This window comes from Microbacterium natoriense, from assembly GCF_030816295.1.
Lineage (GTDB): Bacteria > Actinomycetota > Actinomycetes > Actinomycetales > Microbacteriaceae > Microbacterium > Microbacterium natoriense_A.
This window is the reverse complement of record NZ_JAUSXV010000001.1, coordinates 1,911,895-1,937,890: the sequence shown is the minus strand read 5'-3', so window position 1 is coordinate 1,937,890 and position 25,996 is coordinate 1,911,895. Positions and strand designations below refer to the sequence as shown.

The window sequence follows — 25,996 nt, the reverse complement described above, 5'->3', positions numbered from 1 at the left end:
GGCGGCGGAATACCGCTCGGGCGTACGGTGAGGGCATGGAGACTCTGCGCCACATCGTGCTGTTCGTCCACCTGATCGGCTTCGCCGTGCTGTTCGGCGCCTGGGCCGTGCAGGCCTTCGGCGGAAAGCGGGAGTTCACCCGTCTGATGAGCATCGGCATGAGCATCGCCGCGGTCGCGGGCCTCGTGCTCGCCGCCCCCTGGGGGCTGCCGGATGGCGCCGAGATGAACTACGCGAAGATCGGCACGAAGCTCGTGATCCTGCTCGTGATCGGCGCCCTGCTCGGCATCGGCACGGCACGGCAGAAGCGCGGCGAGAAGATCGCTCCCGCAGTGTTCTGGCTGGTCGGCATCCTCACCGCAACGAACGCAGGCATCGCCGCCATCTGGTGATCGACCCCCGTTCGCTGAGCGAGGGAGCGCAGCGATGAGGTCCTCCGCTCGTCACCGGTCGTTGAGCGAGGGAGCGCAGCGACCGAGACGAAACGCGTCAGGAAGAGCGCGGCGCCGCGGTGCTCGCGCGGACGACGAGCTCGGTGCCGACCAGCGGCGTCTGCACCCGCTCCTCGCCTTCGAGCTCGGCGAGCAGCGCATCGACAGCCAGAGCGCCGACACGCTCGGGATGCTGCTGCACAGTGGTCAGCGGCGGCCACAGCTGAGCCGCATCGGGCAGGCCGTCGAAACCGACCACGCTGACGTCGCCCGGCACATCGAGGCCCGCTTCGCGGAACGCCCGGAGCACGCCGATCGCCATCTGGTCGTTCGCCGCGAACACCGCCGTCACGCCTTCGATCGAGGCCAGGCGGCGTCCCGCTTCGTATCCCGAGGCAGCACTCCAGTCACCCTCGATCGCCTCGGGGATCTCGAGCCCTCGTGACTCCAGTGTCGCCTGCCAGGCCTCACGGCGCCGCTCAGCCGAGTACGACTTCGCCGGTCCCGCGACGTGCCACGCGGTCGCATGTCCGAGATCGAGAAGATGCTCGGTCGCGAGACGCGCGCCCTGCGCCTGGTCGGTGTCGACGAACGGATGCTCGGTCGAGCGGTTGGAGTCGACGAACACGACCGGCAGCGCATCGGGGATCTCGATGTCGGCCTCGTCGAGCTGGTGCGCCTCGATCACGATGATGATGCCGTCGACCGCGTGCTCTTCGAGCCGCCGGAACGCCCCGGCCACCGTCTCACGGGCACTGGACGCCACCGGAATGAGCGTCAACGCGTAGCCGAGCTCGGCGGCGCGGACCGCGATCGCATCGAGCGTGCGCTGGTTGCCGTAGGAGCTGAACGAGAACATGACCACGCCGATGGTGCGGAAGCGCCCTGACCGCAAGGCACGAGCGGCGCTGTTCGGCCGGTAGCCGAGCCGCTGCATCGCCGTCTCGACGCGCTCTCTCGTGGCAGCACCGACATAGCCGCGTGCATTGACCACCCGCGACACCGTCTGCCCCGACACGCCGGCCTCTCGGGCGACGTCTTCCATCGACGGCTCGCGTCGACGCTGCGGCGACTCTGCCGTTCCCTGTTCGGACACGATCACATCCGTTCTGTGTTGACGTTGACACATTACCAGTCGATCGCTTATGTTGACGTTGACACATGGTGGATGCGCAACGAAGCAGCGCACCGCCCGAACTGGAGAACTCGTCGATGACGACTGATATCACTGCGGCGGCCGGAGCCCTCGGCATCCGCCGCGAGAAGCGCGACTGGAAGGGCTGGGCATTCGTCGGCCCCTTCATGGTCGTGTTCGCCCTGGTGTTCCTCACCCCCCTCGCCTATGCGCTCTACCTGAGCTTCTTCCAGGAGAAGCTCATCGGCGGCAACGCGTTCGTCGGATTCGACAACTACGTGCGCGCCCTGACCGATCCGCAGTTCTGGGAGGCGTTCGGACGAGTGCTGCTGTTCCTCGTCGTGCAGGTGCCGATCATGCTCGCACTCGCACTCGGAGCCGCTCTCGCCCTCGACAGCGCCCGGCTGCGCGGAGCATCGTTCTTCCGCATCCTGATCTTCCTGCCGTACGCCGTGCCGGCCGTCGTCGCCGTCCTCATGTGGGGTTACATCTACGGCGACCAGTTCGGCCTCGCCGGCAACGTCAACGACCTCCTCGGATTCGACGGGATCACCCCGTTCGCCAAGGAATGGATGCTGGTCTCGATCGGCAACATCGTCACCTGGGAGTTCGTCGGCTACAACATGCTGATCTTCTACTCCTCGCTGAAGACCATTCCGACCGACATGTACGAGGCCGCGTCGCTCGACGGCGCAGGCGCATGGCGCACGATCTTCTCGATCAAGATCCCCTCGGTGCGCGGCGCCCTCGTGATCGCGACCATCTTCTCGATCATCGGCAGCTTCCAGCTGTTCAACGAGCCGAACATTCTGCGTCCGCTCGCCCCCAACGTCATCACGACCTACTTCACCCCGAACATGTACGCCTACAACCTGTCCTTCGCGGGCCAGCAGTTCAACTACGCGGCCACGATCGCCATCATCATGGGCGTCATCACCGCCGTCATCGCCTACGTCGTGCAGCTGCGCGGCTCGAAGTCGGAGGTGCGCTGACATGGCACTCCCCCTCGCCCGTCCCAGCCGCAAGCGTCACGACCCGCTCAACCCGCGCAAGTCGAACATCCTGTTGATCGTCATGATCGCGTACGGCGTGTACACGCTGGTTCCCCTGGTCTGGCTGCTCTTCAGCGCGACCAAGACCCAGGGCGGCCTGTTCAGCTCCTTCGGGCTGTGGTTCGCCGACGACTTCGCACTCTTCGACAACCTCGCCGCGACCTTCTCGTACCGCGACGGCATCTTCCTGCGCTGGCTCGGCAACACGCTGCTCTACGTCGTCGTCGGCGCCGGCGGTGCGACGCTGCTGGCCACCATGGCCGGATACGGCCTCGCGAAGTTCCGCTTCCCCGGTCGCCGTGCGGTCTTCGCCGTTGTGCTCGGAGCCGTCGCGGTGCCGGGTACCGCCCTCGCCGTGCCGACCTTCCTGCTGTTCAGCGAACTCGGCCTCACGAACACGCCGTGGGCCGTGATCATCCCGTCTCTGATCAGCCCGTTCGGGCTGTACCTGATCTGGGTGTTCGCCACGGAATCAGTGCCCACCGAGCTGCTCGAAGCCGCCCGCATCGACGGCGCCGGCGAGTTCCGCACGTTCTTCACGGTCTCGCTGCGCCTGCTGGCGCCCGGCATCGTGACGGTCGCGCTCTTCACCGTGGTCGCGACGTGGAACAACTACTTCCTGCCGCTCATCATGCTCTCCGATCCCGACTGGTACCCGCTCACGGTCGGCCTCAACCAGTGGAGCTCGCAGGCGATCGGCGCCGGATCCCAGCCGATCTACAACCTCGTGATCACCGGCTCGCTCCTCACGATCATCCCGATCGTGATCGCCTTCCTGCTGCTGCAGCGTTTCTGGCAGTCAGGTCTCACCGCGGGAAGCGTCAAGCAGTAGCTCGCCCGCACTCCCTGCAACACGGTCCAAAGCCGGACCACCCTCCCGAAAGGACACAGCAATGAAGCACCTTCCCTCCTCCGCTGCACGGCGCGCCCTCGCCGTGCTCGCGGCCGGAACCGTGGCGGCCATCGCCCTGGCCGGCTGCTCGACCGGCGGTTCCTCCGACGGCGGCGGCTCTGCCGCGGGCGACGGCACCTTCGACTCGGTCAAGGCCGCACTCGAGAAGGGTGGCGAGATCACGTACTGGTCGTGGACGCCGTCTGCCGAGGCTCAGGTCGAGGCCTTCGAGAAGGCCTACCCGAACGTCAAGGTCAACCTCGTCAACGCGGGCACCAACAACGACGAGTACACGAAGCTCCAGAACGCCATCAAGGCCGGCTCGGGCGCTCCCGACGTCGTGCAGGTCGAGTACCAGGCGTTCCCCCAGTTCTCGCTGACCGACTCCTTCGTCGATCTCGCGCAGTACGGCTTCGCCGATTTCGAAGACGACTACACCGCGTCCACGTGGGGCTCCGTCACCAACGGCGACGCCATCTACGGTCTGCCGCAGGACTCGGGCCCCATGGCGCTGTTCTACAACAAGGCCGTCTTCGACGCCGCAGGCATCGCCGTGCCCACCACGTGGGACGAGTACTACGAGGCGGCCAAGGCGATCCACGCGGCCAACCCCGACGCGTACATCACCAACGACACCGGCGACGCGGGCTTCGCGACCTCGATGATCTGGCAGGCCGGCGGCCAGCCCTTCCAGACCGACGGCACGGACGTCACGATCGACCTGCAGGATGCCGGTTCGAAGAAGTGGACCGAGAACTGGAACCGCCTGGTCACCGAGGGCCTCGTCGCCCCGACCTCCAGCTGGAGCGACGAGTGGTTCCGCGGCCTCGGCGACGGCAGCATCGCGACGCTCATCATCGGCGCCTGGATGCCCGGCAACCTGATCTCCGGCTCCCCCGACGGATCCGGCAACTGGCGAGTCGCCCCGATGCCGACCTACGACGGCGCCCCGGCGAGCGCCGAGAACGGCGGCGGCGGCCAGGCCGTCACGACGCAGAGCAAGAACCCGGCTCTCGCAGCCGGCTTCCTGTGGTGGCTCAACAACTCCGAGGACAGCATCAAGATCTTCCTCGAGTCCGGCGGCTTCCCGTCGACCAACGCCGAGCTCTCGAGCGACGAGTTCCTCAGCGAGGCCCCGGAGTACTTCGGCGGCCAGAAGATCAACGAGGTGCTCGCGGATGCCGCGAAGAACGTCGTCAAGGGCTGGAACTACCTGCCCTACCAGGTCTACGCGAACAGCATCTTCGGCGACACTGTCGGCCAGTCCTACCAGAACGGCACGGACCTCAACGAGGGCCTGACCGCATGGCAGGACGCGCTGGCCGAGTACGGCAACTCGCAGGGCTTCTCCGTCAACAAGTAACACCCTCAGGGCGGGCGCGCCGTCGGCGCGCCCGCCCTTCTTCACCGAAAGCGCTTCATCGTGACCAGCTTCTCCATCGGCGACACCGACTTCCTCCGCGAGGGTCGGCCGCACCGCGTGATCGCGGGCGCCATCCACTACTTCCGCGTGCACCCGGATCAGTGGCAGGATCGCATCCGCAAGGCCCGCCTGATGGGGCTGAACACCATCGAGACCTATGTCGCGTGGAACGCTCACGAGCCGCGGCGCGGCGAGTGGGATGCCAGCGGCTGGAACGACCTCGGTCGCTTCCTCGACCTCGTGGCCGCTGAGGGCATGGACGCGATCGTCCGTCCCGGCCCCTACATCTGCGCCGAGTGGCACAACGGCGGTCTCCCCGTCTGGCTCACCGGTGATGGACGCGAGCTCCGCTCCTCCGAGCCGTCGTATCTCGCCGACGTCAGCGCCTACCTGCGCCGCGTGTACGAGGTCGTCGCACCGCGGCAGATCGACCGCGGCGGTCCCGTCATCCTCGTCCAGATCGAGAACGAGTACGGCGCCTACGGCGCCGACAAGGACTATCTGCGCGCGCTCGTCGAGGTGACTCGCGCCGCCGGCATCACCGTGCCGCTCACGACGGTCGACCAGCCCACCGACCAGATGCTCGCCGACGGCAGCCTGCCCGAACTCCACAAGACCGGCTCCTTCGGCTCGCGCAGCACGGAGCGCCTCGCGACGCTACGTCGTCACCAGCCCACCGGCCCTCTCATGTGCTCGGAGTTCTGGGACGGCTGGTTCGACTGGTGGGGCGGGGTCCACCACACCACCGACACGGATGCCGCGGCATCCGACCTCGACGACCTGCTCGCCGCCGGCGCCTCGGTCAACATCTACATGTTCCACGGCGGCACGAACTTCGGCCTGACGAACGGCGCGAACGACAAGGGCCGGTATCTGCCGCTCGTCACGTCCTACGACTACGACGCCCCGCTCGACGAAGCAGGCAATCCGACGGCGAAGTTCTTCGCGTTCCGCGACGTCATCGCGAAGTACGCACCGGTTCCCGACGAGCTTCCGGCAGCAGCAACCGAGGCGCCTGAGTTCTCCGTGCCGCTGACCCGCGCGGGAGCCTGGACCCATGCTCCGGCACCCACCGATCGGGCAGAACATCCGCTCTCGTTCGATACGCTCGGCCATCTCAGCGCTCTCGTCCGCTACGACCTCGAACTGCCGGGAGCACGAGGCGGCCAGCTGGTCATCGGCGACGTTCGCGACCTCGCGTGGGTCAGCGTCGACGGAGTGTCGGTGGGCACGCTCGCCCGCACCCGGCACGACCGCGCGATCACGATTCCGCCCGGCGCGGCGCTCAGCATCCTCGTCGAAGACCAGGGGCGCGTGAACTACGACCACCGGCTCGGCGAGGAGAAGGGCCTGATCGGCAGTGTCACGCTGAACGGCGAGCCCCTCACCGGCTGGACGTCGACGCCGCTCGACGTGTCTGCCATCGCGGAATCCGCCTCGTTCTCCCCCGCCGAGACCGGCCCCTCGGCATGGACGGCGTCGTTCGATCTCGACGCTCCGGCCGACCTCTTCCTCGACACGTCGGAGTGGAGCAAGGGCTACGCATTCGTGAACGGCTTCTTCCTCGGACGCTACTGGCGCAATGGACCGACCCGAACGATGTACGTGCCTGAGCCCGCCACCGTCCCGGGTGAGAACCGCCTCGTCGTGCTGGAGCTCGAGCAGCTGCTGTCCCCCGTGGCCGCCTTCCTCCCCGCATTGTCACTCGGCGTCACAGAGGAGTGACGCGCAGGGCGCTTCGCCCAGCAAACACTCAGGAAGGCGTAAACTCCCCAGGTGCTCCGCGTGGAGCAATGATCGGAGGAGCACTTTGAGTACGACAACGGCGCCCGCGAACCCCCGCTCGCGCGTCATCACCGCGAGCCTCGTCGGCACGACGATCGAGTTCTACGACTTCTACGCCTACGCGACAGCGGCCGTGCTCGTCTTTCCCGTGCTGTTCTTCCCGACGGGAGACGACACGACGTCCCTGCTCTCGTCATTCGCCGTCTTCGGCGCCGCCATGGTCGCTCGTCCCATCGGGGCCGTCGTGTTCGGCCACTTCGGCGACAAGTTCGGGCGCAAGGCCACCCTCGTCGCCTCGCTTCTCACGATGGGCATCGCAACGTTCCTGATCGGGCTGCTGCCCACCTACCAGGTGATCGGATGGTGGGCCGCGCTGCTGCTGCTGATCCTGCGACTCGCTCAGGGCTTCGCGCTCGGCGGCGAGTGGTCAGGGGCCGCACTGGTCGCCACCGAGAACGCCCCGAAGGGCAAGCGCGCCTGGTACGGCACCTTCCCGCAGCTCGGGGCGCCGCTCGGCTTCATCATCGCGAACTTCCTGTTCCTCGGCATCAACTGGGCTCTGCCGCACTCCGAGAACCCGGCGCTGAAGTCCGAAGCGTTCCTGTCGTGGGGCTGGCGCATCCCGTTCCTGTTCTCCGCCGTCATGGTCATCATCGGCCTGTGGGTGCGGTTGAAGCTCGTCGAATCCGACACGTTCAAGAAGGCCGAGCAGAAGGGCGCGATCCGCAAGCTGCCGCTCGCCACCGTGTTCCGTCACCACTGGAAGCAGCTGATCCTCGGCACGTTCATCATGCTGGCGACCTACGTGCTGTTCTACCTGATGACGAACTTCACGCTCGCTTACGGCACCAAGGCCGCATCGCTCGAGACGGCCTCCGCTGCCGCTCGGGCCGCAGCGGAAGCCACCGGCAAGGATTTCGACGCCACCGCGTTCGCGGCGCAGTTCTATCCAGGCCTCGGCTTCGGATACACCGACTTCGTGCTCATGCAGATCATCGGCGTGGTGTTCTTCGGCATCTTCACCCTGCTCTCGGGACCCATCGCCGACGCGATCGGCCGCCGCAAACTGCTGCTGTGGGTCACCGGGCTCATCATCGTGTTCGGCCTCTCGTTCAACGCCTTCCTCATGCCGGCGGTCGACCCGAAGTTCACCGGAGCGCTGACGCAGGCGTTCCTCGTGTTCGGCTTCATGCTGATGGGCGCGACGTTCGGCCCGATGGGCGCCCTGCTGCCCGAGCTGTTCCCGACGAACGTGCGGTACACCGGCTCGGCGATCTCGTACAACGTCTCGTCGATCCTCGGCGCGGCGGTGGCTCCGCTGATCGCGCTGAAGCTGTGGGAATGGGCCGGCGGCGCACCCTGGCTCGTCGGCCTGTACCTGTCGGTGATGGGCGTGCTCACGTTCGTGGCCCTCCTGCTGTCGACAGAGACGAAGGACCACGACTACGAAGAGGACCTGGGCCTCGCCGCTGCTGTGGAACTCTGACCCTCTCTGAGAGAAATGGCCGTGCCCGTCTCCGGGGCGCGGCCATTTCTCAGTAGTGGGCGGTGATCCTCCTGGCGCCGCCGTCGAGCACCATGGTGCCGCCGTAGGGCAGGATCCACTGCGGGCGGGTATGACCGAACGGCACACCGACACACACCACGGCATCCGGGTTGTACCGCGCGACGACGTCGAGCACCACGTCGCGTTGAGCATCACGCAGAGCCTTCGCCTCGGCCGGCGAAGGACGGAACTCGAAGTCGCTCACGGGCGGGCGGGCCACCATCACGCCCGCTGCCGCCTCGAGGATGCCGAGTTCTCCGAGCCCGCGCAGCCAGCGGGCCACCCAGCCGGCTGATGGGCGCTCCTCGCTCGTCTCCAGCAGAAGGATCGCTCCGTCGAGTTCCTGCGCGTGCGGCAACCGGCCCAGGAACGCCAGTCCGTCGATCGATTCGAGGCAACCTCCCCAGGTGCGCCCTGCCACGCGTCTCGGCGGCCCCGCCCACGTCCATGGTTCGGTGGGCACCCGATCACCGTACTCGGTGAGGGCGCGCGGGTCGGCCCAGCGCCTGCCGACGTCCTCCGACTCCCCCGGCTCGGTGATCTCGAGCGCGGCACCATCCATGAGCAGGGCGCGCAACGAGCGAGCGTGGATGTCGTCGACGGCGGGCCCCGGGCCGAGATGCACGGCGGTCGAGCCGCCGTAGTAGCCGCGGATGCCGTTGCCCCACAGCCAGTTGAGGATGTTCGTGTTGTCGCTGTACCCCACGAACGGCTTCGGGTCGGCGATCGCGAGCGCGGCATCGAGGTGCGGCACGACCATGAGCTGGTCGTCTCCGCCGATGGTGGCGAGGATCGCGCGGATGCCGGAATCGGCGAACGCCGCGTTGACGTCAGCCGCTCGCGCCTCCGGGCTCGCGCCGAGCTCACGCGTGGTCGGGTACTCGACGGGGATGAGCCCGGTCAGCTCGGTCAGTCGTTCTAGGGCCTGTTCGTGCAGCTCCGGGGCGACGGCCGGGGCAGCGAAGGCCGGAGAGAGGACGGCGATTCTGTCACCGGGCACGAGCTTGGGTGTGGACAGCATCCGTTCAGTGTGCCATCCGGATGGATGCATTCGGGAGATCGTGCGACTCGTCAAGGCATGTTGACAGATCGACCGAGCTCGTCAACAATGGTTGACGAAAGGAGAATCGAGATGACGACACCCGCGATCGCACAGCACGAAGGGGGCGAGCCGCTGTCAGAGCTGCACCGCCTCGCCGCCATACGCCAGGACATCGCTCGCGCCGAAGAGACCCAGGTGCGTCGAGCACGCAACCTCGGCTACTCGTGGCAGGCGATCGCGAGTGCACTCGGCGTCAGCAAGCAGGCGGCTCACCGGCGGTTCGGCCAGCGCTGACAGCACATCTCGGCCGCGCTCGGATGTGCAGAACGAAATACCCGCGCGCGGTGGAATCCGCGCCCAGTCAACGGATACCGTTGACGCCACGAGCATCGGAGGCGCCGATTGGACGGAATCGAAGAGCACGACGGACCGGAAGAGGCGGATCCGGTCATGTCGCCTGTGCTCACCGATGAGCAGTGGGGACGGCTGGTCGCGGCCGGCACCGCGGAGGACGTCGCCGCCGGCGACCATGTGTTCCGCGCCGGCGACGCGGACTACGACCTCATCGTCATCGAATCCGGTGAGATTCAGATCGTCCGCGGCGCCGCACGCTGGATCGAAGAGGCCGTCATCACCACGATGGGTCCGCGCTCCTTCGCCGGCGAACTCGGGCTGTTGAACGGGCAGAGCGCTTTTCTGACGGCCCGCGTGATGCAACCGGGACGGGTCCACCGCGTGAGCCGGGCGGCACTGCGTGCCCTCATGAACGAGGACGACGAACTGTGCGATCTGATCCTGCACGCTCTGTGGGCGCGCCGTGAATCGCTCCGCACGGGGCCTGCCGCCATGACCCTGAAGTTCGTGGGAACCGCGTCGTCGAACGACCTCCTGGCGTTGCGTCGTTTCGCCGAGCGCCTCGACCTGGTGCACAAGGCCGTGGCTCTCCCACCCGGCGAGCTGGGCTCGCTCGACTCGCATGACATCACGGTCGGTGACCTTCCGGTCGCCTTCATCCAGGGCGAACCGCTCAAGCGCGCGACTCCCGGCCTCGTCGCCGAGCGCCTCGGCCTCAGCTATCAGGCACAGGCGGATGAGGTCGTCGATCTCGTCGTGGTCGGCGGCGGCCCTGCCGGACTCGCGGCCGCCATCTACGGAGCCTCCGAGGGCCTGAGCACTGTTCTGCTGGATGCCGTCGCACCGGGCGGACAGGCCGCAGCCACGTCACGCATCGAGAACTTCCTGGGGTTTCCTTTCGGCGTCAGCGGCGGCGATCTGATCGGCCAGGCGATACTCCAGGCGCTGAAGTTCGGCGTGCGGGTCTATGCGCCGTGCGAAGCGGTCGGGCTGACTCGGGCCGGACCCGACCTGCTCGACATCGCCCTGTCGGACGGTCGTCTGATCCGCGCGCGCAGCGCGGTCGTCACCTCGGGAGCGGCGTATCGTCGACTCGACCTCGATCGTTGGGCGGACTTCGAGCGTTCCGGGGTGTACTACGCCGCCACTCCGCTCGAGCTGCGCCAGGTGCAGGGCAAGCCCGTGGTGGTGGTCGGCGGCGCGAACTCCGCTGGACAAGCCGCGCTCTACCTCGCAGCCCACGGCTCGCCCGTGCACCTCGTCGTGCGGGGCCACGACCTGGGCACGCGAATGTCGAGCTACCTGGCCGACCGTCTCGCCGACGACCCGCGTGTGCATGTCCACACATCCTCGAACGTCACCGGACTCGACGGGGACGGCACGCTGGAGTCGGTGCGCATCGACACCGTCGGCGAGGTCGACGCTCGGGGGCTGTTCTGCTTCATCGGAGCGACGCCCGCGACGTCCTGGCTGCCGACGCTCGACCGCGACGCCGAGGGGTTCATCCGCACCGGCACCGATGTGGGGATCCAGACCCTCGCGCAGTGGCAGGGGCTCGGTCGTGAGCCGTTGCCGTTCGAGACGTCGGCACCACGGGTGTTCGCGGCAGGAGACGTGCGGCGCGGATCGATGAAGCGGGTCGCGGCCGCTGTCGGCGAAGGATCGAGCGCGGTGGCATCCGTCCACCGCGCGCTGGCATTCTGAGAGAGGAAGAGATGATGATTTCCGACATCGACACGAACGCGGCGCCGTCCGGGACCGGATGCGTCGAGTGCGACGCGGACGGCGGGTTCTGGGTGCACCTGCGCCGCTGCGCCGCCTGCGGACACATCGGCTGCTGCGACACGTCACCCGGTCAGCACGCCAGCGCCCACTTCCGCGAAACGGGCCACCGGCTCATGCAGAGCTTCGAGCCGGGCGAGGAATGGTACTGGGATTATGCGGACGAGACCACGCTCGAGGGGCCGAGGCTCGCGGCGCCGAGGAGCCATCCCGCAGATCAGCCCGTACCGGGACCGGCAGGCCGCGTGCCGGAGAACTGGCAGGAGCTCATCCACCGCTGATGCGCCCCTCCGTCGACCACACAGCCCATCCACAGACTCGGATTCGGCACGAAGTACGGTCGAAGTACACATCTCCAGAACGAGGTTCCGCATGTCCAGCACGGCGACATCCCGCCGCCTGAGACGCGGCGCGCAGCAGGACGGTCCGCGCGCCACGTTCCGTCAGCTCCTCCCGTTCCTCTTCGAGCACAAGCGCACGTTGATCGTCGTCGCGATCCTCAGCGTCGCGGGAGCCGCGACCTCGCTCGTGCAGCCGCTGCTCGTCGGCCAGGTCATCGACGCCGTGCAGCGCAACCGCGGCCTCGGCCTGCTGATCTGGCTGCTCGTCGGCTTCGTGGTGGTCTCGTCGATCCTCTCGGGATATCAGCACTACCTGCTGCAGCGCACCGGCACCGCCGTCGTGCATTCGAGCCGGCGCAAGCTCATCGCCCGCATCCTGCATCTGCCGATCAGCGAGTTCGACGCACGGCGCACCGGTGACCTCGTGTCGCGCGTCGGCACCGACACGACGCTGCTCTACGCGGTGCTCACACAGGGGCTGGCTGATGCCGTCGGCAGCGCGATCCTGTTCCTCGGGGCCTTGATCGCGATGCTCGTGATCGACCCCCTGCTGCTCCTGCTCATCGTGGTGGTGATCGGAGCATCCGTGACCGTGGTCGTCGCCCTCAGCGGACGCATCCGCACCGCCTCGACCGCTCAGCAGGTCAAGGTCGGAGAACTCGCCTCCGGCGTCGAACGCGCCGTCGGATCGATCCGTACCGTCCGCGCCTCCGGCGCCACCGAGCGTGAGACGGCCGCAGTGTCGGATCTCGCCGCCGACGCATACGGCATCGGCGTGCAGATCGCGAAGATCTCCTCGCTGGTCGTCCCGATCGCAGGCATCGCGCTGCAGCTGTCGCTGCTCGTCGTTCTCGGTGTCGGCGGGTTCCGCGTCGCGGCGGGAACCATCACGATCGCCTCCCTGATCACGTTCATCATGTTCCTGTTCATGCTCGTGATGCCGCTGGCCACGACCTTCGGCGCGATCACCTCGGTGAACCAGGCCCTCGGCGCCCTGGGACGCATCCAGGAGGTCCTCGACCTCCCCACGGAAGATCAGGCGGATGCCGAGATCACGGCGTCGCTCCCCCGCGACCCCGCAGACCCCGATGCTCCGGCCCTGGAGTTCCGCGACGTGCGCTTCCGCTATCCGGAGAACGTGGTGGCCGCGCGGGAGAAGGCGGCGAGAGAAGCGCGCACCCTGCTCGCAGACGCGCACCTCGACCCGTCGAACGACCCGAATCCCGGCTCCGAGCGGGACGTGCTCCGAGGCGTCTCCTTCACGGTACCCCGGGGGTCTCGGGTGGCGCTCGTCGGTCCCAGCGGCGCGGGCAAGAGCACGATCCTCTCTTTGGTCGAGCGTTTCTACGACCCCACAGGCGGGTCCATCCGCCTGCACGGTCACGATGCGCGCACGTACCCGCGCGAAGAGCTGCGAGCACACTTCGGTTACGTGGAGCAGGATGCTCCCACGCTCGCCGGAACGCTCGCCGACAACCTGCGGCTCGCCTCACCCACCGCATCCGATGCCGACTGCGAGCGCGTGCTCCGCGCCGTGAATCTCGGCGAGGTGCTCGAACGCAACCCTCTCGGACTCGACGCCCCCGTCGGCGAAGACGGCGTGATGCTGTCGGGCGGCGAGCGTCAGCGTCTCGCGATCACCCGCGCACTGCTCACCGACGCTCCGATCCTGCTGCTCGACGAGTCGACCTCATCGCTCGACGGCGTGAACGAGCAGCGCATGCGCGAGGCGATCGACGCCGTGTCGGCCGACCGCACGCTCGTCGTGATCGCGCATCGGCTGTCGACCGTCGTCGACAGCGACCTCATCGTCGTGCTGCAGGACGGCGTCGTCGTCGGCAGCGGCACGCACGCCGAGCTCATCGAGTCGACTCCGCTCTACCGAGACCTCGCCCGCCACCAGCTCCTGGCCTGACCCGGCCTCTCGAAGAACGCGAAGGCGGGATGCTCGAGACCACTCAGCCATGGGTTCGTCTCGAGCATCCCGCCTCGCGGGGTGGAAGGGCGCCGTATCCCCCGATGCCGGCGCCCCGTCTGTGTCAGGCGTTCGCCAGGCGGTACCGCAGCGATGCCAGCTCGGCGCGCAGCGCGGCCGGGAGCTTGTCTCCGAAGGTGTCGTAGAACGCCTCGGTGAGATCGGCCTCGGTCTTCCACGCTTCGGCGTCGACCGAGAACAGCTCGTCGAGGTCTTCGGCGGGGATGTCGAGACCGTCGAGGTTGAGGTCGGAGGTGATCGGCAGACGGCCGATCGGGCTGTCGACCGCGCCCACCTCACCCGAGACCCGGCGGATGATCCAGTCGACGACGCGCGAGTTGTCGCCGAAGCCGGGCCACAGGAAGCGGCCGTCGTCGCCGCGACGGAACCAGTTGACCTGGAAGATCCGCGGTGCACGGTCGAAGCGCAGGGTGCGGCCGACCTTCAGCCAGTGCGCGAAGTAGTCTGCCATGTTGTACCCGCAGAACGGCAGCATCGCGAACGGATCGCGGCGCAGTTCACCGACCGTGCCCTCGGCCGCGGCCGTGCGCTCGGAGGAGATGTTGGAGCCGAGGAAGACGCCGTGGGTCCAGTCGGTCGCCTCGACGACGAGCGGAACGTTGCTCGCGCGGCGCCCGCCGAACAGGATGACATCGAGCGGAACCGCCGACTCCCAGTCCTCGGAGATCTGCGGGCACTGCGCCGCCGACACCGTGAAGCGCGAGTTCGGGTGCGCCGCGGGCCGTCCGGACTCCGGCGTCCACGGGTTGCCCTCCCAGTCGATGAGGTTCGCAGGCGCCTGGTCGGTCAGACCCTCCCACCAGACGTCACCGTCGGGTCGGAGCGCGACGTTCGTGAAGATCGTGTTGCCCCAGAGCGTCTCGACCGCCGTGACGTTCGTCGACTCGCCGGTTCCCGGCGCGACTCCGAAGAACCCGGCTTCCGGGTTGATGGCCCACATGCGGCCGTCTTCGCCCGGACGGATCCAGGCGATGTCGTCGCCGAGGGTCTCGACCTTCCACCCGGGGATCGTCGGGCGCAGCATCGCGAGGTTCGTCTTGCCGCAGGCCGAGGGGAACGCGGCAGCCACATGGTAGGCCTTGCCCTCCGGGGAGATCACGCGGATGAGCAGCATGTGCTCTGCGAGCCAGCCTTCGTCGCGGGCGATCACCGAGGCGATCCGCAGCGCGAAGCACTTCTTCGCCAGGATCGCGTTGCCGCCGTATCCCGAGCCGAAGGAGTAGACCTCGAGCGTCTCGGGGAAGTGCACGATGTACTTGTCGTCGTTGCACGGCCACTCGACATCGGGCTCTCCCTCGGCGAGCGGTGCGCCGACCGAGTGCACGGTCTTGACCCACGGGGCGCCGTCGGCGATCTGCCGGGTGACCGCGTCGCCGACTCGGGTCATGATGCCGATCGAGGTGACGGCGTAGGCGCTGTCGGTGACCTGGACGCCGATGTGCGACAGCGGACCGCCGACGGGCCCCATCGAGAACGGCACGACGTACATCGTCCGCCCGCGCATCGAGCCTTCGAAGATCTCGGTCATCTTCTGACGCATCTCGGCCGGCGGCGCCCAGTTGTTCGTGGGACCCGCATCTTCTTCGCGCTCGGAGGAGATGAACGTGCGGCCCTCGGTGCGGGCGACGTCGCTCGGGTGCGAGCGTGCGAGGTAGGAACCGGGGCGCCATTCGGGGTTGAGCTTGATGAGCTTGCCCTCGTCGACCAAGCCGCGCAGCAGCCAGTCGTTCTCGGCGCGCGAACCGTCGACCCAGTGGATGCGGGCGGGCTGCGTGAGCGCGGCGATCCCGTCGACCCATTCGGCCAGCTCGGTCATCGCGGGGGTGTCATAGGTCGGTGCCGTCCCGAACGTGCGCACGGGGGCGACGGATGCTGCGCGAGGGGTGAAGACTTCGGCGATCGCCATGACTGCTGCTCCTTTGAAGTGGGGGCCGTTGCATCCATCTTCTTCTGACTCTTCGATGACTTTCGGCGATTCGAGCCGATAAGAATCGTGATTCTTTCGCTAAGATCAAGGAATGTCTCCTACCGGCATCCATCTCACGACGCTCGGCCACCGCATCCGCCATCACCGGCTCGAGAACGGCTTCACGCTCGACGAACTCGGCGCACTGGTCGGCGTGGCCGGCTCGCAGCTCAGCCTGATCGAGAACGGCAAGCGCGAACCCAAGCTGTCGCTGCTCCAGGCGATCGCGCACGCGACGCACACCGAAGTCACCGATCTCATCTCGGGCGAGCCGCCGAACCGGCGAGCCGCTCTCGAGATCGAGCTCGAGCGAGCGCAGGAGAGCCCGGTGTTCCGTCAGCTCGGCATCGCGCCCGTCCGCGTCACGAAGGGCATGAGCGACGAGACGATCGAATCGCTGCTGGGCCTGCACCGCGAACTGCAGCGCCGGGAGCGCGAAGCCATCGCCACCCCCGAAGAAGCGCGACGGGCGAACACCGAGCTGCGGTTGCGCATGCGCTCGCAGCACAACTACCTCCCCGACATCGAGAAGCTGGCGGAGAAGCAGCTCCGCCAGGCCGGGCACGTGCAGGGGGCGCTCACCCACCGCACCGTGAACATCATGGCCGAGAAGCTCGGATTCGAGCTCATCTACGTCAGCGACCTGCCGCATTCCACGCGCTCGGTGACCGACCTCGAGAGCGGGCGCATCTACCTGCCGCCCGCGTCGATCCCCGGCGGCCACGGATTGCGATCGATGGCTTTGCAGGCGATGGCGCACCGTCTGCTCGGCCACCGTCCACCCACCTCCTACGCCGACTTCCTGCAGCAGCGGCTCGAGATCAACTACTTCGCCGCCTCGTGCCTTATGCCCGAGACCGCATCCGTCACCTTCCTGCAGCAGGCGAAGAAGGACCGCAACCTCGCGGTGGAGGATTTCCGCGACGCGTTCGGCGTGACGCACGAGGCCGCTGGCATGCGCATGACGAACCTGCTCACGCAGCACTTGGGGATGCCGCTGCACTTCCTCCGCGTGGATGAGACCGGCGCCATCACGCGCGTCTACGAGAACGACGATCTACCCCTGCCCATGGACGTCACGGGAGCCGTCGAAGGGCAGCGCGTGTGCCGCAAGTTCCAGGCGCGAGGAGCTTTCACCCAGCAGAACCGCACGACCGAGCACCATCAGTACACCGACACCCCGTCTGGCACCTTCTGGTGCTCGACCCAGACCGGTTCGTCGAGCGACGGCGAGTTCTCGGTGACGGTCGGTGTGCCCTTCGACGACGCGCGCTGGTGGCGAGGACGGGAGACCGCTGATCGAGCCGTGTCGACGTGCCCCGACGAGGCGTGCTGCCGGCGTCCTCCGGCGGATCTCGCCGAACGCTGGCAGGGAAAGGCATGGCCGAGCGCGCGCGTGCACACGCACATGTTCTCGCCGCTCCCCCGCGGCGCCTTCCCCGGCGTCGACGACAACGAGGTGTACAACTTCCTCCTGCGGCACGCCGACGAGTGAGGCGGGACCGCTCGACGCTCAGCCGCTGACGAAATCGCTGTAGCGCTGGAGCGCCGCGACGACCGCACCCGGGTCGAGCGAGGAGTCGAAGGGCTCGGCGACGGGTGCGTCGCGATGCTTGCCAACCGCCGCCGAATGCGTCCACGCGCCCACGACGCGTCCGTCGGCGAGCAGGCTCGCGCGGACCATGCCGTTCTTCCCGGGACCGATGCGCCTCATCGCCTCCACGTCGGCGACGGGCGCGCGATCGGCATACGAGATGTAGTACTCGTCGAACATCGGCAGAGCGCGCACCACGTCGCCGCCCGACGCCCGCCGAGGGCGCGAAGACGAGACGAAGAGCCCCTCGGACACCTCGTCGACACGCTGCCGGCCGCGTTCGACGGCCTCGCGCGCCACCCCCAGGGTGAGCCCCGACCACCAGGCGAAGTCGGCGGCGCCCGCCGGCCCGTGGCCGTCGATGTAGCGCACGAACATCTCGGCCAGCGGATCGTCGGGAAACGGCGCGTCTCGGATGTGCTCGTCGACGAGGACGAACAGCTGCTCCCGCCCCACGGCGCCGTCGCGCGCGACCACCGGCCCCTGCACGAGCACGGCATCCACGCACAGCGCCCCGATGATGTGCACGCCGCGCTGCGCTGCCGGGTCGATGCCGAGCTCGGCGATGTCGTCGAGCAGCTGGGCCCTGGTGCGCCCGCCATCTGCGAGTTTCGTGCGCAGCGCCTGTGCGACGCGGGCCAGGAGCTCCGCGTCGATGCCGAGTTCCCGGTGCCGGCCGGCGACTTGCTGTCGCTGGCGGGCACCGGTCACGGAGAGCACCCAGCGCAGATCGGCGGCGGGGATGATGTGCAGAGTGCCGCGCATGGTCCACGACCGGACGAGTTGCCCGTTCGCGAAGGCGCGGTCGACTGCGGACAGCGTCGGCGATCCGGAGGAGCGGATCCCGAGAGCCCATCTTCCGCCCAGGAACTCCTGGCTCTGCACCGCGAGCATGTGCGCCGCGGCATCTGTCACCGACCGGGCCGGAGCCGTCAGCCGATGCGATCGCAGCCGTTCGGAGAGCAGGGCGCTGGGCGTCATGACACCATGATGCCCTGCTCCGCCGACATCAGCTCTCGAGCGTCACCACGCGTCGTGCGGGCAGGACGACCGGGTGCGATCCCGCCATGGTCTCGAGCACGCGGATGACCTGGCAGGAGTAGCCGAACTCGTTGTCGTACCAGACGTAGAGGATGAGGGTGTCCTCGTCGGCGATCGTCGCGAGCCCATCGACGATGCCCGCGCGATGCGAGCCGACGAAGTCCGTCGAGACGACCTCGGGCGACTCCACGTAGTCGATCTGCTGGCGCAGCTTGGAGTGCAACGACACCCGGCGCAGGTAGTCGTTCACCTGCTCCTTGGTCGCAGGACGAGCGATGGTCAGGTGCAGAACGGCGAGCGAGACGTCGGGTGTGGGCACGCGGATGGAGCTGCCGGTGAGCCTGCCCTCGAGCTGCGGCAGCGCCTTGGACACCGCCTTCGCCGCGCCCGTCTCGGTGATGACCATGTTCAGCACGGCGGAACGTCCTCGTCGATCGCCCTTGTGGAAGTTGTCGATGAGGTTCTGGTCGTTCGTGAACGAGTGCACGGTCTCGACGTGGCCCTTGACGACGCCGTACGCCTCGTCGATCGCGGCGAGCACGGGTGTGATCGCGTTGGTCGTGCAGGATGCCGCAGACAGGATGCGGTCGGACGGCTCGATCGTGCCGTGGTTGATGCCGTGCACGATGTTCTTGAGCGGGCTCTTGCCCGGTGCCGTCAGCAGCACACGGGCGACGCCGTTCGCGCGCAGGTGCTGCGAGAGGCCGGCCTCGTCACGCCAGCGTCCGGTGTTGTCGACGACGATCGCATTGTGGATGCCGTGGGCGGCGTAGTCGATCGAGGCGGGGTCGTCGGAGTAGATGACCTGGATGCGCGTGCCGTTCGCGATGATCTGCTCGGCCTGTTCGTCGACGGTGACGGAGCCGGCGAAGCTGCCGTGCACCGAGTCGCGCTGCAGCAGCGAGGCGCGCTTGACGAGGTCGTTCTCCGAGCCGCGGCGAACGACGATGGCGCGCAGGCGCAGACCGCTGCCGCCACCAGTGTGGGCGATGAGGATGCGGGCGAGCAGACGCCCGATGCGACCGAAACCGTAGAGCACGACGTCCGTGGGGTCGGCCGCGACGGCACCGGACGCCGGGGCGAGCGCCTCGGCGAGGTACTCCTCGAGCGCGCCGATGCCGCGTCCTTCGACGAGCCGGGCGACGTCGATGGATGCCGCCCCGGGTGCGAGAGCGTGCACGGCTTCGAGCACTGCGAGCGTGTCCTCGAGCGCCAGCGGAGCGTGCCCCAGCCGCGCGACGCGGTCGTGCACCTCGACGATGCCGGTCGCCGACAGCCCGAGCAGGCGGTGCCCGTGCAGCGAGGTGATCACATCGCGTTCCCGTCGGAGGGAGCCGATGAGCGGGATCATCCGCTCGGCCAGTTCCTCGCGTGCCAGCCAGTCGTCGCCGTGTACGTCGGTCATCTGCATCCTTGCATCTGTGAGCGCGCGCCGAAGAGTGGCCGGCGCGCGGAATCGCCGGGTGGAGCATCGGGGGTGCTCTCAGGGTACGCGCGGTCGGCACAGGGCGACGAATCCTCTCGCGCTGCGGAATAGTCGATCCGCCCGACGGGAATCAGGAGAGCATCCCCCAGGTTCTCATCACGAGACGCAGAAAGGCGATCGATGACACGCACCCGCCCCTCGGCCTGGCCGCCGCTCCTGACCGCGATCGCCCTCGAAGTCACCGCCACCTTGTCGCTGCGCGCAGCCGAGGGCTTCAGGCACCCGCTCTGGCTCATCGCGGTCGTGATCGGCTATTCCGGATCCCTCTGGCTGCTCTCGGTCGTCCTCGACCGCGGGATGCCGGTGGGCGTCGCCTACGGCATCTGGTCGGCCATCGGCGTGGTGCTGACCGCCGTGATGGGAGCCGTGCTTTTCGGCGAGCTGCTCGGCGCGGTGCAGATCGTCGGCATCGCGGTGATCGTCGTCGGGGTGCTCCTCGTCGAACTCGGCTCGCGTGCAGGTCACCCGAAGGAGGCGACGTCGTGACCTGGGCTCTGCTCGCTCTGGCGATCGCGAGCGAGGTCACGGCGACCCTGAGCCTGCGCGCATCGGAGGGGCTGCGTCGCAAGCGCTGGATTCCCGTGATCGTGGTCGGCTACCTGGCGGCCTTCAGTCTTCTCGGAGCGATCCTCGCGATGGGGATGCCGGTCGGCGTCGCCTACGGCGTGTGGGCCGCGGCTGGAGTCGCGATCACAGCGGTCCTCGGCCGAGTGATCTTCAAAGACCACTTCTCGCTCGTGATGGCCGCGGGCGTCGCGTTGATCGCCGTCGGCGTCGGGCTGATCGAGTTCGGCGGGGCGCACTGATCAGCGACCTGCGGATCAGGCGGCGGCGTGCATCATCGCCATGCCGGCGGCCATCGCCCACGACTCCAGAGCGAGCAACCGACCGGCGCGACCGCGATGAACAGGTTCCATGAACCACTGCGTCACCACGGTCCAGACGACGATCCCGACGACGCCGACGGTTCCGAGCACGGCGAGGACTCCCGTGAGCCCGTGCCCGGCATGCGCCGTCGGCGCTGAGGCGGTCCCACCGGATGCGCCCTGGAAGACGCAGACCGCCATGACCAGAGAACCGACTGCTCGATGGCAGCAGGTCGCGGCCGCGGTCGTCCCGCGCACCCCCGCCGTCCCCAGCATCGCCGAGACGAGAAGAGCCGCCCCGAGGAGCAACCCGATCCCGGCAGGGACCTCGCCTGCGGCGAGGGCCAGCATGGCTGCCGCTGATGCGAGCGCGGATTGCCGCCCCTGCCACGGCACCGCACGCCACGCCGCGACGCAGGCGGCGGCCGAGGCGAGTGCCGCCCCCGCCGTCAGCCAGTGCGCCGCAGCCAGTGCGTGATCCACGCCTGAATTATATTGATCATTTGCTCAAAATAGCCACACTCTTCTCGGATGGGGCAGGATGGGCATGTGCCCCGCGTCGTCGATCACGATGAGCGCCGCCGGCAGATCGCCGAGGCGCTGCTCGCCGTCGCCGCGCGGGACGGCCACGAGAACGTGTCGTCGCGCGCCGTCGCGAAGGAGCTCGGCGTCGCCACCGGATCGCTCTGGCATTATTTCGACGGATTCGACGAGGTCATCCGCGCCGCGGCCGCCGAGGTGACCCGCCGCACCGACGAACGCATCACGATCGCCACGGCCGGCCTCAGAGGCCTCGCCCGCCTCGATGCGCTCATGCGCGAAGTACTGCCGGTCGACGACCGCACCCGCGCAGAAGCGCGTGTCGTCGTCGGGTTCTGGGGCCGCCTCGCCACACTCGCATCAGCACCCGACGCCGCGGCGCCGACGCTCGCGACCTGGCAGAGCGGAATCCGCAGCGCGCTCGACGAAGCGGTCGCCGACGGCGAACTCGCACCGGGCACCCCGACCGAGGCCGTGATGGCCCTGCTCCGCTCGATCACCTATGGCCAGCAGGTCGTCGAAGTGACCGAGCCGCAGGATGCCACCGCCCACATCGCGGTGCTCGACAGCATCCTCGCCCCCTGGCGCTCCTGACCGGCACGAACGCACTCCCCCGCATCCGCACGCAGCCCCCTCCCCGCGCGGCGGCGCGTTGGAAAAGTCGGACGGTCCGCGCGGCACGCCGTCGGCGGATGCCGGGAGGCGGCGCGGCGCGCGGCGACTCCGACGTTTCGCACGGCGCAGCCCGGCGGACAGCCGGATCACCGCGGGGCTTGTGCACGCCCGCAACCCCGGCGTAGCATCATCGCAACCCGTTTATTGAGCATTCGCTCGAAATAGTGAGGTAGGCCGATGTCCCACCAGCCCGTCACCATCGAGAAGTTCGCCGTCCCCCACCCGCTCGATCCGCTCACCGGAGCCGAGATCGCCGCAGCCCGCGCCGTGCTCGACGCGGCAGGCCTCCTGGGCGAGACCGTCCGGGTGCCGATGCTCCTTCCGGATGAGCCCACCAAGGCCGAACTCGCCGGTTGGACGCCTGGCGCACCGATCGATCGACGAGTCGACGCGACCCTGCTCGACATCACCACGGGCGTCGCCACCGAGGTCGTCGTCTCGATCACGCGCGGCGAGGTCGTGCGGGCCGAGCGGGTCCCGAACGACGCCCCACCGTACGGGCAGCCGCAGTACCTCTTCGAGGAGTACGAGCGCGCCGAAGTCATCGCGAAGGCGTCGCCGGAGTGGCGGGCCGCGATGACGCGCCGCGGTCTCGCCGATCACATCGACCTCGCATTCTGCGGCCCGCTCGCGCCGGGCTACACGGGCCGCGCCGACGAGGTCGGGCGCCGCGTCATCCGCTCGCTGACCTTCCTGCGATACGACGAGGACGACTCGCCCTGGGCTCACCCCGTCGAAGGCCTGATCGTGCACATCGATCTCACCTCGAACAGCGTCATCCGCGTCGAGGATGTGGGCGACGTCCCCGTTCCCGCCGGTCACGGCAACTACTATCCCGAGGTGCAGGGTGAGGCGCGCACCACCCTCAAGCCCATCGAGATCAGCCAGCCCGAAGGACCGAGCTTCGCGGTGAGCGGTTCGCTGGTCGAGTGGGAGAACTGGGCGATGCGGGTGAGCTTCAACGCGCGCGAGGGCCTCGTGCTCCATGACGTGACCTTCGACGGCCGCTCGGTGCTCAGCCGCGCCAGCGTGCCCGAGATGGTCGTGCCTTACGGCGACACCGCCCCTGGTCGCTTCTGGATCAGCTACTTCGACGCCGGCGAGTACCTCCTCGGCAAGAACGCCAACCACCTCGAGCTCGGCTGCGACTGCCTCGGTGTGATCCGCTACCTCGACGGTTACGTCGCCGACGACCACGGACATCCCGTGCGCATCCCGAACGTCGTCTGCATGCACGAGGAGGACTACGGCATCCTCTGGAAGCACACGAACCTCGATGGCCGGTCGGATGTGCGCCGCTCGCGTCGCTTCGTCGTCTCGTACTTCTCGACGATCGGCAACTACGACTACGGCTTCTACTGGCACTTCTACCTCGACGGATCCATCGAGGTCGTGGCGAAGGCCACGGGCATCGTGTTCGTCGGGGCGGGTGAGCCGGGCGTGCCTCAGAGACACGCCACCGAGCTCGCCCCCGGCGTGTTCGCCCCGGTGCACCAGCACCTGTTCAGCGCGCGCCTCGACGTCGCGATCGACGGCGAAGACAACCGTCTGGTCGAGATCGACGCGCAGCGCGTGCCGATGGGTCCGGAGAACCCCTTCGGCAACGCCTTCAGCTGGTCGGAGACGCCGCTGACCACTGAGAAGCAGGCGCAGCGAGACGCCGACACCTCGGTCGCACGGGTGTGGGAGGTGCAGAGCGCATCGCGCACGAACGCGGTCGGACGGCCGACCGCGTATCACCTGATTCCTGAGCCCACCGCGCTCCTGATGGCGGATCCGGCGTCATCCGTGGCCGCTAGAGCCGCGTTCGCGACCAGGCACCTGTGGGCGACACAGCACGAGCCGGGGCAGATCTGGCCGGCCGGACGCTACCCGAACGCGCATCAGGGAGGTGCGGGCCTGCCCGAGTACGCGGCCCGCGACCGGTCGCTGGACGGGGAGGACATCGTGCTCTGGCACACGTTCGGCCTCACGCACTTCCCTCGCCCCGAGGACTGGCCGATCATGCCCGTCGACTACGCAGGCTTCTGGCTCAAGCCCTACGGCTTCCTCGATCAGAACCCGGCGATGGACGTGCCGGAGTCGTCCCAGGCGCACGGCGGAGCGGATGGCGGATGCTGCGGCGGGGGCGCCGCCTGCACCTGCGGGCACTGAGTCGTCAGGCGAGCGAGGCGATCGCCTCACGCAGGATGCCATCGGCGGCGGCCAGTGCGGATGCCGCCGCGTCCGCATCCGCTCCGGTGGCGAGCATCAGCAGCGCGAGCTTGACCGAGCCGTCGGCTGCGGCGAGAGCGTCCGACGCCTCCTCTGTGCCGACGCCCGCGAGCTGAGACACGGTGCGGATCGATCGCGCCCGCAGCTTCTCGTTTGTCGCGACCAGGTCGACCATGACACCGCGGTACGTCTTGCCCAGCTTGATCATCGACAGCGTAGTGAGCATGTTCACGACGAGCTTCTGCGCTGTCCCGGACTTCAGCCGAGTGGAGCCCGAGATGAACTCGGGGCCCGTGGTCACCTCGATCGCGACATCAGCCTCTGCACCGATCGCCGAGTGATCGTTCGAGGCGATGGCGACGGTGAGCGCGCCGGTACGGCGCGCGTATCGCAGGCCGCCCACGACGTACGGGGTGCGACCCGACGCGGAGATCCCGACGACCACGTCGCGTTCAGCGAGGTCGAGGTCGCGCAACGACCTCTCGGCGGCGTCCGCGTCATCCTCCGCGTTCTCGACTGCGGACCGGATCGCCGTCTCGCCTCCGGCGATGAGTCCCACCACCATCGAGGGGTCGGTGCCGAAGGTCGGCGGGCACTCGCTCGCGTCGAGCACGCCCACCCGGCCGGCGGTGCCGGCGCCGATGTAGATGAGGCGGCCCCCTCGGCGGAACCGGGCGGTGATGCCGTCGACCGCGGCGGCGATCTCGGCGGCCCGGGCCGCCACGGCGTCGGGCACCCCGCGATCCTCGGCATTCATCGCGCGCACGAGGTCGACGGTTTCGAGCAGATCGAGATCTCCGCGTTCGGTCGTCGAATCCTCGGTGCTGAGGCGCGAGAGCTCGTCGAGCAGTTCGGTCAGGCGGAGATCGTCATTCGGCACGGTGCGCGAACCTTTCGTGGGGAAGATCAGTGCGGCGGGAGAGCAGGAGCGCGCCGTCGAGGGCGTCGCCCGCCGCGGGCACTACGGTCCGTCCCGCTGACATGAGCGATGCACCGAGCTTCGCGCGGAACCAGGGGTGATCCGTGAGGCCGCCGTGCACAGCCACCGCGACGGAAGACGAGGCGGCCGCGGCTGACGCCGTCAACAGCCGCACGGCCTCATCGGCGATGCCGAGGGCGACGACGTCACCGCTTTCCGCGGCATCGAGCACAGACGGCGCCAGAGTGGCGAGGCGGCGTGCGAGAGGCTCGTCGCGGGCGATCCACGAGGGGATGACGGATGCCGCGCCCACACGTTCCGTGACGACGCGCGTCAGCGCGGTCTCGGGGCCGAGACCGACGTCTGCGCGGACGACCGCACGCAGCATCTCGCGACCGAGCCACGAACCGCTGCCGAAGTCGCCGAGATCGGGCCCCCACCCGTCGACGAGGCGTGCGCCGCCGGCGTCGACGCCGAGCGCCGCAGCCCCCGTTCCGGCGATCAGCAGAGTCCCCGCCTCCCCGCCCAGCGCGCCGAGGTGCGCGGTCACGACGTCAGAGGCGACGACGACGGAGGCGCCCGTGCGTGCGGCCAGACGGTGAGCGAGCTTGCCCGCCTCTTCGGGCGCCACCCACGCCCCCGCGGCGCCGACGCCCAGATGCGCAAGAGTCGCGTCGACATGCCTGAGCAATGCGTCGATGGCCGCGACGACGGCGTCGACGCCCTGCGAGGAGGCGAGCCCTGGAGCGCCGTCACCGTCGATTCGGATTCTCTCGTCGCCGTCGGTCAGCAGAAGGCGGCAGCGCGTCTTGCCGAGATCGATGGCCGCGGAAGGAACGGACGAGGTCATGAAAATACTCTACGTGAATCGTGTATTGCATGAAACAATTGTTCAGACACGAATCAAGACGGAAGA

Annotated in this window: 23 protein-coding genes; 15 read left to right on the top strand and 8 right to left on the bottom strand. The window is 68.4% G+C overall.

Features of this window, described 5'->3' with window-relative positions:
- Nucleotides 1-35 precede the first annotated feature (35 nt).
- Nucleotides 36-392, top strand: coding sequence for a Fe-S protein (locus tag QFZ53_RS08825; protein ID WP_307295507.1), 357 nt, complete (start codon nt 36-38; stop codon nt 390-392).
- Nucleotides 393-489: 97 nt separating this feature from the next.
- Here the strand turns inward: QFZ53_RS08825 and QFZ53_RS08820 are convergent, their stop codons facing one another.
- On the bottom strand, nt 490-1,476 hold the full coding sequence (locus QFZ53_RS08820; protein ID WP_307299376.1) for a LacI family DNA-binding transcriptional regulator: 987 nt from the start codon (nt 1,474-1,476) through the stop codon (nt 490-492).
- A 167-nt stretch (nt 1,477-1,643) separates the two neighbouring features.
- Here QFZ53_RS08820 and QFZ53_RS08815 point away from each other — a divergent pair, with 167 nt between their 5' ends.
- The 5 genes from QFZ53_RS08815 to QFZ53_RS08795 all read left to right on the top strand — a co-directional run bounded on the left by QFZ53_RS08815 (nt 1,644) and on the right by QFZ53_RS08795 (nt 8,204).
- Nucleotides 1,644-2,558, top strand: coding sequence for a carbohydrate ABC transporter permease (locus QFZ53_RS08815; RefSeq protein ID WP_292906565.1), 915 nt, complete (start codon nt 1,644-1,646; stop codon nt 2,556-2,558).
- Nucleotide 2,559: 1 nt separating this feature from the next.
- Nucleotides 2,560-3,450, top strand: a complete 891-nt coding sequence (locus tag QFZ53_RS08810) for a carbohydrate ABC transporter permease (RefSeq protein WP_292906564.1) — start codon at nt 2,560-2,562, stop codon at nt 3,448-3,450.
- 61 nt (nt 3,451-3,511) lie between these two features.
- A complete protein-coding gene (locus QFZ53_RS08805) occupies nt 3,512-4,873 on the top strand; it encodes an ABC transporter substrate-binding protein (RefSeq protein ID WP_307295504.1) in 1,362 nt (453 codons plus the stop codon).
- 60 nt (nt 4,874-4,933) lie between these two features.
- Nucleotides 4,934-6,658, top strand: a complete 1,725-nt coding sequence (locus QFZ53_RS08800; RefSeq protein WP_307295502.1) for a glycoside hydrolase family 35 protein — start codon at nt 4,934-4,936, stop codon at nt 6,656-6,658.
- Nucleotides 6,659-6,743: 85 nt separating this feature from the next.
- Nucleotides 6,744-8,204 (top strand): MFS transporter, encoded by a 1,461-nt coding sequence (locus tag QFZ53_RS08795; protein WP_292906561.1) that lies wholly within the window; start codon nt 6,744-6,746, stop codon nt 8,202-8,204.
- A gap of 49 nt (nt 8,205-8,253) precedes the next feature.
- Here the strand turns inward: QFZ53_RS08795 and QFZ53_RS08790 are convergent, their stop codons facing one another.
- Nucleotides 8,254-9,285, bottom strand: coding sequence for a S66 family peptidase (locus QFZ53_RS08790; RefSeq protein WP_292906560.1), 1,032 nt, complete (start codon nt 9,283-9,285; stop codon nt 8,254-8,256).
- Nucleotides 9,286-9,396: 111 nt separating this feature from the next.
- On the opposite strand from QFZ53_RS08790, the gene QFZ53_RS08785 reads away from it, so the two are divergent.
- From QFZ53_RS08785 to QFZ53_RS08770, 4 genes are all read left to right on the top strand, one after another.
- Nucleotides 9,397-9,600, top strand: coding sequence for an AsnC family protein (locus tag QFZ53_RS08785; protein ID WP_292906559.1), 204 nt, complete (start codon nt 9,397-9,399; stop codon nt 9,598-9,600).
- A gap of 156 nt (nt 9,601-9,756) precedes the next feature.
- The gene (locus QFZ53_RS08780; protein ID WP_292906558.1) at nt 9,757-11,364 is read left to right on the top strand and encodes an FAD-dependent oxidoreductase; all 1,608 of its coding nucleotides are present in this window, start codon (nt 9,757-9,759) and stop codon (nt 11,362-11,364) included.
- A 14-nt stretch (nt 11,365-11,378) separates the two neighbouring features.
- On the top strand, nt 11,379-11,723 hold the full coding sequence (locus QFZ53_RS08775) for a UBP-type zinc finger domain-containing protein (RefSeq protein WP_292906557.1): 345 nt from the start codon (nt 11,379-11,381) through the stop codon (nt 11,721-11,723).
- Nucleotides 11,724-11,814: 91 nt separating this feature from the next.
- A complete protein-coding gene (locus tag QFZ53_RS08770) occupies nt 11,815-13,698 on the top strand; it encodes an ABC transporter ATP-binding protein (RefSeq protein ID WP_307295501.1) in 1,884 nt (627 codons plus the stop codon).
- A 124-nt stretch (nt 13,699-13,822) separates the two neighbouring features.
- Here the strand turns inward: QFZ53_RS08770 and QFZ53_RS08765 are convergent, their stop codons facing one another.
- Nucleotides 13,823-15,685: a phosphoenolpyruvate carboxykinase (GTP) gene (locus tag QFZ53_RS08765; protein ID WP_307295500.1), complete on the bottom strand. Its 1,863-nt coding sequence runs from the start codon at nt 15,683-15,685 to the stop codon at nt 13,823-13,825.
- Nucleotides 15,686-15,797: 112 nt separating this feature from the next.
- Between QFZ53_RS08765 and QFZ53_RS08760 the strand changes: the two genes are divergently transcribed.
- Nucleotides 15,798-17,240, top strand: a complete 1,443-nt coding sequence (locus QFZ53_RS08760; RefSeq protein WP_292906554.1) for an XRE family transcriptional regulator — start codon at nt 15,798-15,800, stop codon at nt 17,238-17,240.
- Between the two features lie 18 nt (nt 17,241-17,258).
- Here the strand turns inward: QFZ53_RS08760 and QFZ53_RS08755 are convergent, their stop codons facing one another.
- The gene (locus tag QFZ53_RS08755; RefSeq protein WP_307295499.1) at nt 17,259-18,320 is read right to left on the bottom strand and encodes a winged helix DNA-binding domain-containing protein; all 1,062 of its coding nucleotides are present in this window, start codon (nt 18,318-18,320) and stop codon (nt 17,259-17,261) included.
- Between the two features lie 28 nt (nt 18,321-18,348).
- Nucleotides 18,349-19,791 carry a glyceraldehyde-3-phosphate dehydrogenase gene (locus QFZ53_RS08750; RefSeq protein ID WP_373426276.1) on the bottom strand — a complete coding sequence of 481 codons (1,443 nt, stop codon included), beginning with the start codon at nt 19,789-19,791 and terminating at the stop codon, nt 18,349-18,351.
- 195 nt (nt 19,792-19,986) lie between these two features.
- Between QFZ53_RS08750 and QFZ53_RS08745 the strand changes: the two genes are divergently transcribed.
- Both QFZ53_RS08745 and QFZ53_RS08740 read left to right on the top strand, forming a co-directional pair.
- Nucleotides 19,987-20,352, top strand: coding sequence for a DMT family transporter (locus tag QFZ53_RS08745; protein WP_307295497.1), 366 nt, complete (start codon nt 19,987-19,989; stop codon nt 20,350-20,352).
- Nucleotides 20,349-20,672: a DMT family transporter gene (locus tag QFZ53_RS08740; RefSeq protein ID WP_292906550.1), complete on the top strand. Its 324-nt coding sequence runs from the start codon at nt 20,349-20,351 to the stop codon at nt 20,670-20,672. The genes QFZ53_RS08745 and QFZ53_RS08740 overlap by 4 nt, the downstream gene beginning before the upstream one ends.
- Nucleotides 20,673-20,687: 15 nt before the next feature.
- Here QFZ53_RS08740 and QFZ53_RS08735 read toward each other — a convergent pair whose 3' ends face one another.
- Entirely contained in the window at nt 20,688-21,215 is a 528-nt protein-coding gene (locus QFZ53_RS08735; RefSeq protein WP_307295496.1) for a hypothetical protein, read from the bottom strand.
- 66 nt (nt 21,216-21,281) lie between these two features.
- Here QFZ53_RS08735 and QFZ53_RS08730 point away from each other — a divergent pair, with 66 nt between their 5' ends.
- Together QFZ53_RS08730 and QFZ53_RS08725 are read left to right on the top strand one after the other, a co-directional pair.
- Entirely contained in the window at nt 21,282-21,866 is a 585-nt protein-coding gene (locus QFZ53_RS08730; RefSeq protein WP_307295495.1) for a TetR/AcrR family transcriptional regulator, read from the top strand.
- A 258-nt stretch (nt 21,867-22,124) separates the two neighbouring features.
- Nucleotides 22,125-24,101, top strand: a complete 1,977-nt coding sequence (locus QFZ53_RS08725; RefSeq protein WP_307295494.1) for a primary-amine oxidase — start codon at nt 22,125-22,127, stop codon at nt 24,099-24,101.
- A gap of 4 nt (nt 24,102-24,105) precedes the next feature.
- On the opposite strand, the gene murQ is transcribed toward QFZ53_RS08725, so the two are convergent.
- Both murQ and QFZ53_RS08715 read right to left on the bottom strand, forming a co-directional pair.
- Nucleotides 24,106-25,041, bottom strand: coding sequence for an N-acetylmuramic acid 6-phosphate etherase (gene murQ / locus QFZ53_RS08720; protein WP_307295493.1), 936 nt, complete (start codon nt 25,039-25,041; stop codon nt 24,106-24,108).
- On the bottom strand, nt 25,031-25,930 hold the full coding sequence (locus tag QFZ53_RS08715) for an N-acetylglucosamine kinase (protein ID WP_307295491.1): 900 nt from the start codon (nt 25,928-25,930) through the stop codon (nt 25,031-25,033). Before QFZ53_RS08715 ends, murQ begins: the two co-directional genes overlap by 11 nt.
- Nucleotides 25,931-25,996: the final 66 nt, after the last annotated feature.

Coding starts and splice junctions, on each gene's coding strand:
- QFZ53_RS08825 (WP_307295507.1), top strand. CDS start 36: ATGGAGACTCTGCGCCACATCGTGCTGTTCGTCCACCTGATCGGCTTC.
- QFZ53_RS08820 (WP_307299376.1), bottom strand. CDS start 1,476: ATGGAAGACGTCGCCCGAGAGGCCGGCGTGTCGGGGCAGACGGTGTCG.
- QFZ53_RS08815 (WP_292906565.1), top strand. CDS start 1,644: ATGACGACTGATATCACTGCGGCGGCCGGAGCCCTCGGCATCCGCCGC.
- QFZ53_RS08810 (WP_292906564.1), top strand. CDS start 2,560: ATGGCACTCCCCCTCGCCCGTCCCAGCCGCAAGCGTCACGACCCGCTC.
- QFZ53_RS08805 (WP_307295504.1), top strand. CDS start 3,512: ATGAAGCACCTTCCCTCCTCCGCTGCACGGCGCGCCCTCGCCGTGCTC.
- QFZ53_RS08790 (WP_292906560.1), bottom strand. CDS start 9,285: ATGCTGTCCACACCCAAGCTCGTGCCCGGTGACAGAATCGCCGTCCTC.
- QFZ53_RS08785 (WP_292906559.1), top strand. CDS start 9,397: ATGACGACACCCGCGATCGCACAGCACGAAGGGGGCGAGCCGCTGTCA.
- QFZ53_RS08780 (WP_292906558.1), top strand. CDS start 9,757: ATGTCGCCTGTGCTCACCGATGAGCAGTGGGGACGGCTGGTCGCGGCC.
- QFZ53_RS08775 (WP_292906557.1), top strand. CDS start 11,379: ATGATTTCCGACATCGACACGAACGCGGCGCCGTCCGGGACCGGATGC.
- QFZ53_RS08770 (WP_307295501.1), top strand. CDS start 11,815: ATGTCCAGCACGGCGACATCCCGCCGCCTGAGACGCGGCGCGCAGCAG.
- QFZ53_RS08765 (WP_307295500.1), bottom strand. CDS start 15,685: ATGGCGATCGCCGAAGTCTTCACCCCTCGCGCAGCATCCGTCGCCCCC.
- QFZ53_RS08760 (WP_292906554.1), top strand. CDS start 15,798: ATGTCTCCTACCGGCATCCATCTCACGACGCTCGGCCACCGCATCCGC.
- QFZ53_RS08755 (WP_307295499.1), bottom strand. CDS start 18,320: ATGACGCCCAGCGCCCTGCTCTCCGAACGGCTGCGATCGCATCGGCTG.
- QFZ53_RS08750 (WP_373426276.1), bottom strand. CDS start 19,791: ATGCAGATGACCGACGTACACGGCGACGACTGGCTGGCACGCGAGGAA.
- QFZ53_RS08745 (WP_307295497.1), top strand. CDS start 19,987: ATGACACGCACCCGCCCCTCGGCCTGGCCGCCGCTCCTGACCGCGATC.
- QFZ53_RS08725 (WP_307295494.1), top strand. CDS start 22,125: ATGTCCCACCAGCCCGTCACCATCGAGAAGTTCGCCGTCCCCCACCCG.
- QFZ53_RS08715 (WP_307295491.1), bottom strand. CDS start 25,930: ATGACCTCGTCCGTTCCTTCCGCGGCCATCGATCTCGGCAAGACGCGC.